This window comes from Streptococcus pseudopneumoniae, assembly GCF_001068775.1.
GTDB classification, from domain to species: domain Bacteria; phylum Bacillota; class Bacilli; order Lactobacillales; family Streptococcaceae; genus Streptococcus; species Streptococcus pseudopneumoniae_N.
In genome coordinates this window covers 1-14,643 of record NZ_JWAJ01000113.1, presented here as the reverse complement: position 1 = coordinate 14,643, position 14,643 = coordinate 1, and the positions used below count along the sequence as shown (strand labels likewise).

The following is a 14,643-nucleotide window of genomic DNA, read 5'->3' as shown; positions in this document are numbered from 1 at the left end:
GTAAATCTTAGTTTACAGATAATTGACCATCTTTTACTGTAAATATACTGAGATTATCAGGTAAGTTTTGAAGATGCTCTAAACTAGTTGTTGTAATAAAGGTTTGAATATTTTGAGATATAGTTTCTAATAATTTAAGTTGACGATTATTGTCAAGTTCACTCATAACATCGTCAAGTAAAAGAATAGGCGCTTCCTTGGTAATACTCTCCATTAATTCAATTTCAGCTAGTTTGATAGAGAGGACAAGGCTACGATGCTGTCCTTGACTGCCAAAACTTGCTTCTATACCGTTGATTAAGAAAATCATATCATCTCGATGAGGACCAAGTCCAGTATTCTTTTTAAATAAATCTCTTGCTCTACTTTTTTGAAGAGCTGCATAGAATGATTCTGCTAGGTGTTCCTTGTCAGTGAAGTTTACAGATGGTTGATAACGTATTGACAACTCTTCCAATTGGTCTGAGATATCAAAGTGCTTTTTACGACCAAAAGACTCCATTTTTTTGATAAATTCTGCTCTGTGAATCATCACTCGACAACCATAGTCGACTAGCTGGTCATCGAGAACAGATAAAAAAGTCTCGTCGATATGATTTGCTGACTTTAAGTAGGTATTTCTTTGTTTAAGCACATGATTGTAGCTTGACAAGTCTGACAAGTATAGGGGTTTGATTTGTCCCAGCTCCATATCTATAAACTTACGTCGGATAGCTGGTGCTCCTTTGACAAGTTGTAAATCTTCGGGTGCAAATAGAACAACATTCATGTGTCCAATATAGTCAGATAGCCGAGCTTGCTTTAAGTGATTGACTTTAGTAATCCGACCTTTTGGGCTTAAGTCAATCTCAAGTGGAACAGTAGCCGTTCGTTTTTGAAGAATTCCAGAAACTTGAAGTTGTTCTTTTTCAAATTGAATCAAATTCTTGTCTGTCTTTGTCCGATGACTTCTAGTTAAAGCTAAAAAGTAAATACTCTCCAGAAGATTGGTTTTACCTTGTGCATTTCGACCAACAAATACATTCAATTTAGGATTAAATTCAATTTCAGTATCCTGATAGTTTCGAAATTGTTTGATGGATAAATTTTTCAACCACATAATTATCTACCTGGGAAACGTGGTGCAGTTTTTGTTTCAGATTTCTGGGTCTTTTTTGTTGGCTTTTTTTTGACCGTCTTATTCATTTCTTTGACAAGTTTAGCCACACGTTCTTTCTCAAGTTTTTCTTGGAGATATTCTTCCTGTTCTTCTAAGCTCGGTTGCGTCAGAATGATTTGGATTTTCATGTCAGGAATGTCGATAGAGTCTCCGATTCTTACTTTTTTCCCACGACGATTTTCTAATTCCCCATTAAAATAGACAAGATGCTCAGCTAAAAAGGATTTAATAGCTCCGCCACTGTGTATAATACCAAGTTCTTTCAAGAGAGCTTGGAGAGTGATAAATTCTTCAAATAATTTGTATTCCATAGTTCACCTCAATCTTTGGTATTATACCATATTTTACCTTGAAATGGCAGAGGTAAATTCGTTAGAAATGAAAGCGATTTAAATTTTAAAAGGGGTAAAGAGAACAAGAAAAATTTCTCTTTTCATGGTATAATAGAACTCTATGTAGAAGGAGGTAAGCGATGGAGTTAGTACCTGGAATTGCAGTGCATTTTATCCAATCAAAAAAATTTAAAACTAATAAAATTACTGTGCGTTTCACAGCTCCATTGTCTTTGGATTCAATTTCAAGTCGCATGTTAAGTGCCAGTATGCTTGAAACTGCCAACCAAAGTTATCCAACTGCTCAACTGTTTAGAAAACGTTTAGCAACCTTGTATGGAACTGATTTGTCAGCGCACGCCTATCGAAGAGGACAAAGTCATCTTGTGGATTTGAGTATTTCCTATGTGCGTGATGAATTTTTAAGTAAGAAAAACGTATTAACTTCTCAAATTTTAGAATTACTGCACCAGGTTCTGTTTATACCATTGTCGGATGAGGATGGATTTGAGAAAAATGCTTTTGACATCGAGAAAAAACAGATCTTATCAAGGCTAGAATCAGAATTGGAAGACCCATTCTTCTTTGCACATAAAGAGTTAGATCAATTGTTTTTCCAAGAAGAATCAATGCAGTTAGTTCCTAAAGATTTGATTTCTAGAATTTCAGAAGAGACTTCTAAAACTTGTTTTTCAAGTTTTCAAAAAATGATGAAAGAAGATAGAATTGACTTATTCTTTTTAGGGGATTTTAATGAAATTGAAGTTTTAGAGTATTTGAAAAAATTATCGTTAACAGGTCGTAAATCATCTGTAAAGATTCAATATCAGCAACCCTATTCTAAAATTCTTAAGGAAGGTATTGTTAGAAAGAGATTGGGACAGTCTGTTTTAGAGATGGGTTACCATAGTCCAGTGGGGTATGGTGATGAAGAGCAGATGGCAGTGCTTCTTGTCAATGGTCTTTTAGGAGCCTTTCCTCATTCGAAACTATTTACCCAAGTACGAGAAAAAGAAGGGCTAGCCTATACGGTATCGAGTCACTTGGACCTTTTTAGTGGATTTTTACGATTGTTTGCTGGAATTGATCGGCAAAATCGAAATAAAGTAAGAAAATTGATGAATCATCAGTTGCTTGACATAAAAAATGGCAAGTTTACAGATAAGGAAATTGATCAGACTAAACAAATGATTCGTCGATCCTTACTACTAGCTCAGGATAATCAAGATTCTATTGTCGATAAATATTATCTGTCAACCTTTTTTGGAAAAGCAAATCTTGATACAAAAACTTTAATCGATAAGCTTGAACAAGTTGATAGAGAAGCGATTTGTGAAGCAGCAAATAGTTTTAAGTTGCAGGCTATTTATTTTATGGAAGGAGCAGAATGACCAGACCTACTTTTCAAAAGAAATATTATCCTGCTGTAAAAGAAACTTTGTATCAAACTAGATTAGAAAATGGTTTGACAGTTACTTTACTACCTAAAAAGGATTTTAACGAGGTTTATGGAGTTGTGAGCGTCCAAGTCGGTTCTGTTGACACAAGGTTTACAGCAGATGATAAGGGCTTGCAACAGTATCCTCAAGGGAGCGCTCATTTCTTAGAACATAAACTTTTTGAAAGAGAAGATTCTGGAGATGTTATGGCAGCTTTTACAGAGCTAGGGGCTGAAAGTAATGCCTTTACGAGCTTTACAAATACTAGCTATCTTTTCTCGACTTCTGAAAATGTTCTAGAGTGCTTAGATTTACTTGAAGAACTTGTCACTACCTTCAATATGACTGAAGAATCAGTGGAGCGCGAAAAAGATATCATTCAGCAGGAAAGAGAGATGTATCAGGATGATCCAGATTCTTGTCTATTTTTCAATACTCTCGCAAATCTCTATCCAGAAAGTCCATTAGCTTCAGATATTGTTGGCAGTGAAAACTCCATTGATGCTATTTGTCTGGAGGATTTGAAAGAGAACTTTAAAGAGTTTTACAGACCTGTCAATAGTAATATCTTTTTGGTCGGTAATTTTAAACTTGAACTTCTTGAAGATTATTTTGCTAAGAAATCTTATCTTCAAGAGAAAAAACATGAGTTTAAAAGAGAACAAATATCTTTACATCCTGTAAAGACTACTGAAAGTTTACGGATGGACGTAGCTTCTCCAAAATTAGCGATAGGTATTAGAGGAAATAAAGAAATCGGAAATCGAGATCAGTATCGTTATCATCTTTTATTGAAATTGTTGTTTACAATGATGTTTGGTTGGACTTCACAAAGATTTCAAAGATTATATGAGTCTGGTAAACTGGATGCTTCCTTGTCTCTAGAAATAGAAGTGGATCGTCGTTTCCATTTTGTGATATTAACAATGGATACAAAGGAACCTGTGGCACTTTCTCATCAATTTCGTAAAGCTATTCGTAATTTTATGAAAGATGAGGATGTCACTGAGGATCATTTGGATATTGTAAAAACTGAGATGTATGGGGAATTTCTTCATAGTATGGATTCCTTAGAATATATTGCTACTCAGTATCATCCAACTGAGACAGGCTCGACCCTGTTTGACCTTCCTAAACTTTTGCAGGAAATTACTTTAGAAGATGTTCTAGAAGCAGGACATGATTTGATAGATAATAGCGATATGGTTGATTGTACAATTTTCCCGATATAATCGCTAGAAAATACACTAGAAAGAAGGAATGTTAAGTATGAGAAAAAAAACAATTGGTGAGGTCTTACGTCTTGCAAGAATTAACCAAGGACTGAGCTTAGAAGAATTACACAGAAAGACGGATATTCAACTGGATTTGTTGGAGGCACTGGAAACAGATGATTTTGACAAACTACCGAGTACTTTTTATGCTCGATCTTTTTTGAGAAAATATGCTTGGGCAGTTGAATTAGATGAACATATTGTTCTAGATGCCTATGATTCAGGTAGTATGATTACCTATGAAGAAGTAGATGTTGATGAGATTGAGCTTTCAGGACGTAGACGTTCTAATCGCAAGAAGAATTCATTTCTCCCGCTATTTTACTTTGTTCTCTTGTCTTCATTAATTTTAATTTTTGTAACCTACTATGTGTGGAATTACATTCAAACCCAACCAACTACGCCAGCTACAGCAAGTTATAGTGTTGTGAGTTCAACAAGTACTTCCAGTAGTGAGCCATCAAGTAGTAGCCAATCTACTAGTTCATCAAGTTCGAGTGATGCCTCTTCTGTGATCATTTCTGGTCAGGGAGATACGATAGCAGCAGAATACAAAACTTCTAAAGATTCAGTTGAGCTTCAATTTTCTGTTAGCGATGTAACGAGCTGGATCAGTGTTTCGGATACTGATTTGGCAGGAGGAGTGACTCTCGAACCTAATAATAAAACAGCTAAAACAACGATTTCGAAAGACAATCCTGTAACAATTACATTGGGAGTTGTTAAAGGAGTAACAGTGAAAATCGATAATCAGGAAATCGATACTTCAAAATTGGCTGGGGAAACTGGCTGGATTAAACTGACAATGAGTTCAAATTAAGGAAGGATAATATGAAAAAAGAGAATATTCCTAACATACTAACGATTGGTAGAATTTTATTTATTCCCATTTTTGTTCTTCTTCTATCATTTGGACCGTCTCCAGTATTACATATAACAGCAGCAATTATTTTTGCTATTGCTAGCATCACGGACTATTTGGATGGATATTTAGCTAGAAAATGGCAGGTGGTTAGTAATTTCGGTAAGTTTGCGGATCCGATGGCTGATAAATTATTGGTCATGTCAGCCTTTATTATGCTAGTTGGTCTAAATATGGCACCAGCTTGGGTGGTAGCAGTTATTATCTGCCGTGAACTTGCAGTCACTGGTTTGCGCTTGCTCTTAGTTGAAACAGGAGGTACCGTTCTAGCTGCTGCTATGCCTGGAAAAATCAAGACATTTAGTCAGATGTTTGCGATAATATTCTTGCTACTTCACTGGAATGTGCTTGGTCAGATAACTCTTTATATTGCCTTGTTCTTCACAGTTTATTCTGGTTATGATTATTTCAAGGGAAGCGCATATTTGTTTAAAGGAACCTTTCGTTAGATATGGAATCGATTATTGAGATAAAAGACCTGTCTTTTCGATATCAGGCAGATCAAGAACATTATGATGTTCATAATATTACGTTTCACGTGAAACGTGGAGAATGGTTGTCAATCGTTGGTCATAATGGTAGTGGAAAATCAACGACAGTTCGCTTGATTGATGGTTTGCTAGAGTCTGAATCTGGAGAAATTTGGATAGACGGTGATTGCCTAACTCCAGAAAATGTCTGGGAAAAAAGACGTAAGATTGGTATGGTCTTTCAAAATCCTGATAACCAATTCGTAGGAGCAACTGTTGAAGACGACGTTGCTTTTGGACTGGAAAATCAAGGAATCCCGCTTGAGGAGATGAAGCGTAGAGTTACAGAAGCCCTATCCTTAGTTGGGATGGCTGGATTTTCTAAAAAAGAACCTGCTCGTTTGTCAGGAGGTCAAAAACAGAGAGTAGCTATCGCAGGCGTTGTTGCCTTGCGACCAGATATTTTAATCTTGGATGAGGCTACAAGTATGTTGGATCCTGAGGGACGATTAGAGTTGATTAAGATAGTCCAGAAGATTCGCAAAGACCATCAGATGACAGTCATCTCCATTACGCATGATTTGGATGAGGTAGCCATGAGTGACAGAGTTTTGGTGATGAAAAAAGGAGAAATCGAGTCAACTAGCACTCCTAGAGAGTTATTTTCTAGATCAGATTTAGATCAAATTGGCTTAGATCAACCCTTTGTCAACCAATTAAAACAATCACTGCGTGATAATGGCTTAAAATTACCAGAGCACTATCTGTCCGAAGAGGAGCTCGAGGAGGCTTTATGGGAATTATTCTAGACAATGTTAGTTATACATATCAGGAAGGAACACCCTTTGCCTCAGCTGTCTTGTCAGATGTCAGTTTGACCATAGAAGATGGTTCCTATACTGCTATTATTGGGCATACAGGAAGTGGAAAATCAACTATTTTACAACTATTGAATGGTTTGCTAGTTCCCACAGATGGAAGTGTTCGTGTCTTTGATACATTGATCACACCAACATCGGTCAATAAGCAAATTCGCCAAATTCGCAAACAAGTTGGGTTGGTGTTTCAGTTTGCAGAGAATCAAATTTTTGAGGAAACTGTCCTAAAAGATGTGGCTTTTGGCCCTCAAAATTTTGGTGTTTCTGTAGAAGAGGCAGAAGCTATTGCGCGTGAAAAACTAGCTTTAGTAGGAATCGATGAATCACTCTTTGATCGAAGTCCATTTGAACTCTCGGGTGGACAAATGAGACGGGTTGCGATTGCTGGAATTTTGGCAATGGAGCCAAGAATTTTGGTCTTAGATGAGCCAACAGCTGGTTTGGACCCAATTGGTCGAAAAGAGTTGATGACCTTGTTTAAAAAGCTTCATCAAGATGGCATAACAATTGTTTTAGTAACCCACCTTATGGATGATGTGGCCGAATTTGCTGATCAAGTTTATGTGATGGAAAAAGGGAAACTAGTTAAGGGTGGGAAACCAGGTCTTGTCTTTCAAAATGTCGAATTTATGGAAAAAATCCAATTGGGTGTTCCTAAAATCACACGATTTGCTCAAAGGCTAGTTGACAGAGGAATTTCTTTCGAACAATTGCCGATAACGATAGAGGAGTTTAAGGAGTTTATCAATGGATAATATGATTTTAGGTCGATACATACCAGGAAATTCGATTATTCATCGTCTAGATCCTCGTAGTAAGTTAGTAGCAATGATTTTATTGATCATCATCGCTTTTTGGGCCAATAATCCAATTACAAATCTCATACTCTTCATTGCAACAGGCATATTTGTCGTTTTATCAGAAGTTCCCTTATCTTTTTTTATAAAAGGATTGCGATCTATGTTTTTTCTGATTGCTTTTACAACCCTTTTTCAACTGTTCTTTATTTCTGGTGGTCACGTCTTGTTCGAGATGGGATTTATAAAAATCACAAGCTATGGTATTGAGCAGGCAGGAATTATTTTTTGTCGCTTTGTGTTGATTATTTTTTTCTCAACTTTGCTAACCTTGACGACTATGCCACTAAGTTTGGCAACAGCAGTTGAATCCTTGCTTGGACCTTTAAAAAGATTTAAGGCTCCAGTTCATGAGATTGGGCTCATGTTGTCTATGAGTTTGCGATTTGTACCAACCTTGATGGATGATACGATTCGCATTATGAATGCTCAAAAGGCGCGTGGTGTTGATTTTGGAGAAGGAAATGTAATTCAAAAGGTTAAGGCTATGATTCCTATTTTGATTCCTTTGTTCGCTACCAGTTTGAAAAGAGCGGACTCTCTTGCTACAGCCATGGAAGCTAGGGGGTATCAAGGTGGGAATGGACGCAGTCAGTATCGACAGTTAAATTGGATGAACAGAGACAGTATAGCGCTATTATTTGTTTGTGTATTGGGTGCAATTCTATTTTTGCTAAAATCTTAGAATGTAATATAAGGTAGAGGTATGAACCGTTTTAAAAAATCAAAATATATCATTGTTCTATTTGTCGTTGTATTAGTAGTATCCGTTTTTTTAGTAACAACACAATCAAGTGCAGTTGTAACAAAAGCTGGAGATGGAATTTCATTAGCCGATAGAATAGTGCAAAAGCCTTTTCGATGGCTTTCTTCCGTAAAATCTGATTTAGGTCGTTTGACCAGAACCTATAACGAGAATGAAACTCTCAAAAAAGAACTCTATCAGATGAAGAAGGAAACGAATGAAGCAGACAGTTTGAAGGAAGAAAATGAGCAACTACGTCAGTTATTGGATATGAAGTCAAAATTGAATGCAACCAAGTTAATTGCTTCTGACGTCATCATGAGAACTCCTGCAACCTGGAAACAAGAGTTGACAATTGATGCAGGTTCTCAACAAGGCGTGACAAGCAATATGCTTGTTATAGCTGGTGGGGGACTAATTGGAAGCGTGGGAAAGATTGAAGATAACTCTACTGTGGTCAACTTATTGACCAACGCGGAAAATACGGAGAAAATCTCCGTTAAAATCCAACACGATTCTACTAGTATATATGGTATTATCATTGGCTACGATAAGGAAAAAGATTTACTGAAAATTAGTCAGTTAAATAGTAGTAGCGACATTAGTAAAGGCGATAAGGTCGTAACTGGTGGTCTTGGTAATTTTAATGCTACTGACATTCCAGTAGGTGAGGTCGAATCTGTGACGCATAGCAATGACTATCTGACAAGAGAGGTGTTAGTCAAACTTCAGTCTAATTCAATGAATACCAAAGTCGTAGAGTTAGTGGGGAACCCATCATGAGACTGTTGAAGCAGATAGGAATGTTTTTACTTTTGCCTACAGTTGTCTTAATAGACAGTCATTTAGGGCAATTTGTAAATAGTTTTTTTCCACATTTTCAAATTGTGAGCCACATTATCTTCATCTTCTTGTTGTTTGAAACTATAGAAGTATCAGAGTACCTATTTTTAGTTTATTGCTTATTTATTGGTCTTATATACGATATTTATTTTTTCCATTTAGTAGGGATTGCTAGTCTTCTTTTTGTGATTATTGGTGCAATCATTTATAAAAATAATGCGATTATTTTATCAAATAGATGGACTAGACTATTAGCTATTTTAATGATGACTTTCTCTTTTGAATTTGGTAGTTTTCTTCTAGCGCAAATGATTGGCTTAACTGCTGAAAGTATAACAGTCTTTATCGTTTATGGTCTAGTTCCGTCAATGATATTAAACTGTCTATGGATGTTAGTTTTCCAGTTTATTTTTGAAAAAATATATCTATAAGAAAGAAATAAAACTGTAATAAAGGCGTAATATTTATTAGGCCTTTTTTTGATATACTAGTATTGTCTTAAAAGAAGGAGTATTCACACTTATGAAGAAAAAAATCCTAGCATCACTTTTGTTAAGTACAGTATTAGTCTCACAAGGAGCTGTTCTTTCAAGTGTTAAAGCAAATACAACAGATGAAAAAATTGCTGCTCAAGATAGTAAAATTAGTAACTTGACAGCTCAACAGAAAGAAGCTCAAAAACAAGTAGACGAAATTCAAACTAAAGTTTCAGCTATTCAATCAGAGCAAGAAAAATTGCAATCTGAAAACGAAAAACTTCAAGAAGAATCTAAAAAACTTGAAGGTGAAATCGCAGAGCTTTCAAAAAATATTGTAGCTCGTAATGCATCGCTTGAAAACCAAGCTCGTAGTGCACAAACGAACGGAACTGCTACAAGCTACATCAATACGATTATTAACTCTGACTCAATTACAGAAGCTATTTCTCGTGTAGCAGCTATGAGTGAAATCGTATCAGCAAACAATAAAATGTTGCAGCAACAAAAAGAAGATAAGAAAGCTATTTCTGAAAAACAAGTTGCAAACAACGAAGCAATCAATACAGTCATTGCTAACCAACAAACGCTTGCTGACGATGCTCAAGCTTTGACGACAAAACAAGCAGAATTGAAAGTAGCTGAGTTAAATCTTGCAGCTGAAAAAGCTACAGCAGAAAATGAAAAAGCTAGCTTGTTAGAGAAAAAAGCAGCAGCAGAGGCAGAAGCCAAAGCAGCAGCAGAGGCAGAGGCAGCTTATAAAGCTAAACAAGCAAGTCAACAACAATCACTTGCAGCTTCAGCCAACACAACCTTTGCTGCACAAGTACAAGCAACTTCAAGTTCTTCATCAGATGATTATTCAAGTTACACACCTGCAGCAACTACTGTAAGTCAACGACCAACTTATAGTTCAAATGCTTCAAGTTACCCTGTAGGTCAATGTACATGGGGTGCTAAGACTTTGGCTCCATGGGCTGGTGATTATTGGGGTAATGGTGGTCAGTGGGCTACTAGTGCAGCAGCAGCAGGTTTCCGTACAGGTTCTACACCACAAGTTGGTGCGATTGCTTGTTGGGATGATGGTGGATACGGGCATGTAGCAGTTGTTACTGCTGTTGAGTCAACAACGCGTATTCAAGTTTCAGAATGTAACTATGATGGTAGTGGAACTCAACCAATCGGAAATTATCGTGGATGGTTTAATCCTACAGCATCACGTGGTACAGTAAGATACATTTATCCAAACTAACATATTAATTATTACTAAATTTAGGGTGAGGTTTTATTAATCTCACCCTTTGTATGGTATTAATAAAAAATTTTTATCAGAATGTTTTTGTCATTATGGAATTAAAGATGGGAAGAAAATTATCGGATATGTAGCTAGGATAAATATGTTTATCTAACGAAATAATATGTTTTTAAGAGAGTTGGTACTGGAATTATGTTTACTTATAAAATGAATGTTGATGCCAAAGAGTGGGATTTGTTTTTAGAAAATCATCCTCAAGGAAATTTATTGCAGAGTAGTGATTGGTCCAAGATAAAGGATACTTGGGGAAACGAGAGAGTTGGCTTTTATAAAGAGAATCAACTAGTTGGAGTAGCGAACATCTTAATTCAGCCTCTTCCATTAGGTTTTTCCATGTTCTATATTCCAAGAGGCCCAGTTATTAATTATGAAGATAAAGAACTTCTGAAATTTGTGATTTTAACATTGAAAAAAATTGCTAAAAAAAGCAATGCAATAATGGTTAAATTTGATCCAAGCCTTTTTATTAGTCGAAGTCTGATCGACCAAAAAACTATTCAAAATTCTAAAACTTTTGAAATTGTTGAGAAATTGCAAAAAAATAAAGTTCATTGGACAGGATTGACAAAGGATATGGCAGAAAACATCCAACCTCGTTTTCAAGCTAATATTCATAAAGAAAACTTCTCGCTGGATCAACTGTCCAAATCTACTCGACAGGCAATTCGAACTGCAAGAAATAAAGGATTGGAAGTGAAATTCGGTGGACTTGATTTATTAGATGAATTTTCATTTTTAATGAAGAAAACAGAGTCTCGTAAGAGTATCAGTTTACGAGGAAAAGATTATTATCAGAAGTTATTGACTACTTATTCTGATCATTCCTTTATCACACTGAGCTATTTAGATTTACCTAATAGACTGAAAGAAGTTGAGCAGCAACTGGAAAAAAATCTTAAAATAGCACAGAAATTCACTGATAAAACGAAAGAAGGCAAAATAAAAGAGAATCAGCAAGAGAGAAAACGATTAGAGGAAGAAATTTCTTTTCTTAAGAGCCATATTGATAGAGGGGACAGTGTCGTTCCATTGTCTGGAACTTTGACCATCGAATTTGGGAAAACTTCTGAGAACTTATATGCTGGAATGAATGAGGAATTTAGACATTATCAACCTGCTATTCCAACATGGTTTGAGACTGCTCAACATTCATTTGAACGCGGGGCAGAAACTCATAATATGGGTGGAATTGAAAACAACTTAGAGGGTGGGTTATTTAATTTTAAATCTAAGTTTAATCCCACTATCGAGGAATTTGCTGGTGAGTTTAATTACCCAACTAGCTCATTGTATTTCTTGTTTAATATAGCCTATAAAATCCGTAAGAAACTTCGAAGTAGCAAGTAGAAAGTCAAAGACTTATTGGCAAGTTTAATCTTTAGTAATTGTTTTTTTGATAACATATAGTATGAAGATATGATACTTGCTATAAAAAATATAAAGTAGATTCTTTCATATCAAAACATTTAAGTTATCAACTCGAAATATTTTGTATTTATCTGAGTCTCAACATAAGCGGTTATTGCACATTTAGCAGTAACCAATTTATGTTGGGATGTTTTTTATTTAAAGTTGATAAATTTTTTTAAAATTTCAGTTGGGAAGTTACGTTATGAAGGAAAAACTAGCACAATTACTTGAAAAAAAGGTTCAACTATGATATAATGTAACTTGTCGTGTAAACGATAATACTCATTCTTGATGAATTGTGAAGCTGTTGCCTTCGGGTCGTTTTGCAAGCTGAAATCAAGAAGAGGAAAAAAACAAAAAGGAGAAATACTCATGGCAGTAATTTCAATGAAACAACTTCTTGAGGCTGGTGTGCACTTTGGTCACCAAACTCGTCGCTGGAACCCTAAGATGGCTAAGTACATCTTCACTGAGCGTAACGGAATCCACGTTATCGACTTGCAACAAACTGTAAAATACGCTGACCAAGCATACGACTTCATGCGTGATGCTGCAGCTAACGATGCAGTTGTATTGTTTGTTGGTACTAAGAAACAAGCAGCTGATGCAGTTGCTGAAGAAGCAGTACGTTCAGGTCAATACTTCATCAACCACCGTTGGTTGGGTGGAACTCTTACAAACTGGGGAACAATCCAAAAACGTATCGCTCGTTTGAAAGAAATCAAACGTATGGAAGAAGATGGAACTTTTGAAGTTCTTCCTAAGAAAGAAGTTGCACTTCTTAATAAACAACGTGCACGTCTTGAAAAATTCTTGGGTGGTATCGAAGATATGCCTCGTATCCCAGATGTAATGTACGTAGTTGACCCACATAAAGAGCAAATCGCTGTTAAAGAAGCTAAAAAATTGGGAATCCCAGTTGTAGCGATGGTTGACACAAACACTGATCCAGACGATATCGATGTAATCATCCCAGCTAACGATGACGCTATCCGCGCAGTTAAGTTGATTACAGCTAAATTGGCAGACGCTATCATTGAAGGTCGCCAAGGTGAAGATGCTGTTGCAGCAGTTGAAGCAGAATTTGCAGCTTCAGAAGCTCAAGCAGACTCAATTGAAGAAATCGTTGAAGTTGTAGAAGGCGACAATGCTTAATTTATACAAATAGTAATTACCTAGGAGGGCGGGGCTTAGCCCGGCTCTCCTATTTTTAAAAAATATAGGAGAATCAAAATGGCAGAAATTACAGCTAAACTTGTAAAAGAGTTGCGTGAAAAATCTGGTGCTGGTGTTATGGACGCTAAAAAAGCATTGGTTGAAGTGGAAGGCGATATCGAAAAAGCGATTGAATTGCTTCGCGAAAAAGGTATGGCAAAAGCAGCTAAGAAAGCTGACCGTGTTGCTGCAGAAGGTTTGACTGGTGTTTATGTTGACGGTAACGTTGCAGCAGTTGTTGAAGTAAATGCTGAAACTGACTTCGTTGCGAAAAACGCTCAATTTGTTGAGTTGGTAAACGCAACAGCTAAAGCAATCGCTGAAGGAAAACCAGCTAACAACGAAGAAGCACTTGTTTTGACAATGCCTTCAGGTGAAACTCTTGAAGCAGCTTATGTGTCTGCAACAGCGACTATCGGAGAAAAAATCTCATTCCGTCGCTTTGCTTTGATTGAAAAAACAGATGCACAACACTTCGGAGCATACCAACACAACGGTGGACGTATTGGTGTTATCTCTGTAATCGAAGGTGGAGACGAAGCACTTGCTAAACAAATTTCAATGCACATCGCTGCTATGAAACCAACAGTTCTTTCATACAAAGAATTGGATGAGCAATTTGTTAAAGATGAGTTGGCACAATTGAACCACGTTATCGACCAAGATAATGAAAGCCGTGCTATGGTTGGTAAACCAGCTCTTCCACACTTGGCATACGGATCTAAAGCTCAATTGACTGATGAAGTAATCGCTCAAGCTGAAGAAGCTATCAAAGCTGAATTGGCTGCAGAAGGTAAACCAGAAAAAATCTGGGATAAAATCATCCCAGGTAAAATGGATCGCTTCATGCTTGACAACACTAAAGTTGACCAAGCTTACACACTTCTTGCACAAGTTTACATCATGGATGACAGCAAGACAGTTGAAGCTTACCTTGAATCAGTTAACGCTTCAGTAGTTGAGTTCGCTCGCTTTGAAGTTGGTGAAGGTATCGAAAAAGCTGCAAACGACTTTGAAGCAGAAGTTGCAGCTACAATGGCAGCAGCCTTGAATAACTAATAAAAAGTAAGGAAGCAAATCAGCTTCCTTCAGAACGAAGACAAACGTCATTTTTGGCGTTTGTCTTTTTCTCTTTTCAAAAATAGTTTGTCTCATCATCTGATATTCCATTCAAAAATCTGTATTTGAGAAAAATAAAAAGGGATATTCTCTATCCATTTCACTAATTTTTTGATATTTAAGCATGCCAAAGTAAGCCCAACCTGATCCTCCATTTTGGACTTTCCTTTCTCTCTAGTGTATCTCAAA

Annotated in this window: 15 protein-coding genes and 1 pseudogene; 13 read left to right on the top strand and 3 right to left on the bottom strand. The window is 36.5% G+C overall.

Annotated features, from left to right (window positions below; all coding sequences use genetic code 11):
• Positions 1 to 7: 7 nt before the first annotated feature.
• Together recF and yaaA are read right to left on the bottom strand one after the other, a co-directional pair.
• Positions 8 to 1,099 (bottom strand): DNA replication/repair protein RecF, encoded by a 1,092-nt coding sequence (recF, locus tag ADF68_RS06335; protein ID WP_049549090.1) that lies wholly within the window; start codon positions 1,097 to 1,099, stop codon positions 8 to 10.
• 2 nt (positions 1,100 to 1,101) lie between these two features.
• Positions 1,102 to 1,470: a S4 domain-containing protein YaaA gene (gene yaaA / locus ADF68_RS06330; protein ID WP_049549089.1), complete on the bottom strand. Its 369-nt coding sequence runs from the start codon at positions 1,468 to 1,470 to the stop codon at positions 1,102 to 1,104.
• A gap of 161 nt (positions 1,471 to 1,631) precedes the next feature.
• Here yaaA and yfmF point away from each other — a divergent pair, with 161 nt between their 5' ends.
• The 13 genes from yfmF to tsf all read left to right on the top strand — a co-directional run bounded on the left by yfmF (position 1,632) and on the right by tsf (position 14,394).
• Complete coding sequence (yfmF, locus tag ADF68_RS06325; protein WP_049549088.1) at positions 1,632 to 2,882, top strand: EF-P 5-aminopentanol modification-associated protein YfmF; 1,251 nt, start codon at positions 1,632 to 1,634, stop codon at positions 2,880 to 2,882.
• Complete coding sequence (gene yfmH / locus ADF68_RS06320; protein ID WP_049549087.1) at positions 2,879 to 4,162, top strand: EF-P 5-aminopentanol modification-associated protein YfmH; 1,284 nt, start codon at positions 2,879 to 2,881, stop codon at positions 4,160 to 4,162. Before yfmF ends, yfmH begins: the two co-directional genes overlap by 4 nt.
• Before the next feature lie 37 nt (positions 4,163 to 4,199).
• Positions 4,200 to 5,024 carry a cytoskeleton protein RodZ gene (gene rodZ / locus ADF68_RS06315; RefSeq protein WP_075230582.1) on the top strand — a complete coding sequence of 275 codons (825 nt, stop codon included), beginning with the start codon at positions 4,200 to 4,202 and terminating at the stop codon, positions 5,022 to 5,024.
• Between the two features lie 11 nt (positions 5,025 to 5,035).
• On the top strand, positions 5,036 to 5,575 hold the full coding sequence (pgsA, locus tag ADF68_RS06310) for a CDP-diacylglycerol--glycerol-3-phosphate 3-phosphatidyltransferase (protein WP_000711962.1): 540 nt from the start codon (positions 5,036 to 5,038) through the stop codon (positions 5,573 to 5,575).
• A 2-nt stretch (positions 5,576 to 5,577) separates the two neighbouring features.
• Complete coding sequence (locus ADF68_RS06305) at positions 5,578 to 6,405, top strand: energy-coupling factor ABC transporter ATP-binding protein (RefSeq protein ID WP_049549085.1); 828 nt, start codon at positions 5,578 to 5,580, stop codon at positions 6,403 to 6,405.
• Entirely contained in the window at positions 6,390 to 7,229 is an 840-nt protein-coding gene (locus tag ADF68_RS06300) for an energy-coupling factor transporter ATPase (protein WP_049549084.1), read from the top strand. Before ADF68_RS06305 ends, ADF68_RS06300 begins: the two co-directional genes overlap by 16 nt.
• Positions 7,222 to 8,016, top strand: a complete 795-nt coding sequence (locus ADF68_RS06295) for an energy-coupling factor transporter transmembrane component T family protein (protein ID WP_049549083.1) — start codon at positions 7,222 to 7,224, stop codon at positions 8,014 to 8,016. The genes ADF68_RS06300 and ADF68_RS06295 overlap by 8 nt, the downstream gene beginning before the upstream one ends.
• Positions 8,017 to 8,037: 21 nt before the next feature.
• Positions 8,038 to 8,859, top strand: a complete 822-nt coding sequence (mreC, locus tag ADF68_RS06290) for a rod shape-determining protein MreC (RefSeq protein ID WP_049549082.1) — start codon at positions 8,038 to 8,040, stop codon at positions 8,857 to 8,859.
• Positions 8,856 to 9,350 (top strand): rod shape-determining protein MreD, encoded by a 495-nt coding sequence (gene mreD / locus ADF68_RS06285; RefSeq protein ID WP_049549081.1) that lies wholly within the window; start codon positions 8,856 to 8,858, stop codon positions 9,348 to 9,350. The genes mreC and mreD overlap by 4 nt, the downstream gene beginning before the upstream one ends.
• Positions 9,351 to 9,441: 91 nt before the next feature.
• Entirely contained in the window at positions 9,442 to 10,647 is a 1,206-nt protein-coding gene (gene pcsB / locus ADF68_RS06280; protein ID WP_049549080.1) for a peptidoglycan hydrolase PcsB, read from the top strand.
• A 195-nt stretch (positions 10,648 to 10,842) separates the two neighbouring features.
• Positions 10,843 to 12,057 (top strand): aminoacyltransferase, encoded by a 1,215-nt coding sequence (locus ADF68_RS06275; protein WP_049549079.1) that lies wholly within the window; start codon positions 10,843 to 10,845, stop codon positions 12,055 to 12,057.
• 435 nt (positions 12,058 to 12,492) lie between these two features.
• Positions 12,493 to 13,275 (top strand): 30S ribosomal protein S2, encoded by a 783-nt coding sequence (gene rpsB / locus ADF68_RS06270; RefSeq protein ID WP_000268462.1) that lies wholly within the window; start codon positions 12,493 to 12,495, stop codon positions 13,273 to 13,275.
• Between the two features lie 78 nt (positions 13,276 to 13,353).
• A complete protein-coding gene (tsf, locus tag ADF68_RS06265) occupies positions 13,354 to 14,394 on the top strand; it encodes a translation elongation factor Ts (RefSeq protein ID WP_049549078.1) in 1,041 nt (346 codons plus the stop codon).
• A gap of 95 nt (positions 14,395 to 14,489) precedes the next feature.
• On the opposite strand, the pseudogene ADF68_RS06260 reads toward tsf, so the two are convergent.
• Positions 14,490 to 14,643: pseudogene (locus ADF68_RS06260) on the bottom strand (IS5/IS1182 family transposase); the annotation flags it as partial.

Coding starts and splice junctions, on each gene's coding strand:
- recF (WP_049549090.1), bottom strand. CDS start 1,099: ATGTGGTTGAAAAATTTATCCATCAAACAATTTCGAAACTATCAGGAT.
- yaaA (WP_049549089.1), bottom strand. CDS start 1,470: ATGGAATACAAATTATTTGAAGAATTTATCACTCTCCAAGCTCTCTTG.
- yfmF (WP_049549088.1), top strand. CDS start 1,632: ATGGAGTTAGTACCTGGAATTGCAGTGCATTTTATCCAATCAAAAAAA.
- yfmH (WP_049549087.1), top strand. CDS start 2,879: ATGACCAGACCTACTTTTCAAAAGAAATATTATCCTGCTGTAAAAGAA.
- rodZ (WP_075230582.1), top strand. CDS start 4,200: ATGAGAAAAAAAACAATTGGTGAGGTCTTACGTCTTGCAAGAATTAAC.
- pgsA (WP_000711962.1), top strand. CDS start 5,036: ATGAAAAAAGAGAATATTCCTAACATACTAACGATTGGTAGAATTTTA.
- ADF68_RS06305 (WP_049549085.1), top strand. CDS start 5,578: ATGGAATCGATTATTGAGATAAAAGACCTGTCTTTTCGATATCAGGCA.
- ADF68_RS06300 (WP_049549084.1), top strand. CDS start 6,390: ATGGGAATTATTCTAGACAATGTTAGTTATACATATCAGGAAGGAACA.
- ADF68_RS06295 (WP_049549083.1), top strand. CDS start 7,222: ATGGATAATATGATTTTAGGTCGATACATACCAGGAAATTCGATTATT.
- mreC (WP_049549082.1), top strand. CDS start 8,038: ATGAACCGTTTTAAAAAATCAAAATATATCATTGTTCTATTTGTCGTT.
- mreD (WP_049549081.1), top strand. CDS start 8,856: ATGAGACTGTTGAAGCAGATAGGAATGTTTTTACTTTTGCCTACAGTT.
- pcsB (WP_049549080.1), top strand. CDS start 9,442: ATGAAGAAAAAAATCCTAGCATCACTTTTGTTAAGTACAGTATTAGTC.
- ADF68_RS06275 (WP_049549079.1), top strand. CDS start 10,843: ATGTTTACTTATAAAATGAATGTTGATGCCAAAGAGTGGGATTTGTTT.
- rpsB (WP_000268462.1), top strand. CDS start 12,493: ATGGCAGTAATTTCAATGAAACAACTTCTTGAGGCTGGTGTGCACTTT.
- tsf (WP_049549078.1), top strand. CDS start 13,354: ATGGCAGAAATTACAGCTAAACTTGTAAAAGAGTTGCGTGAAAAATCT.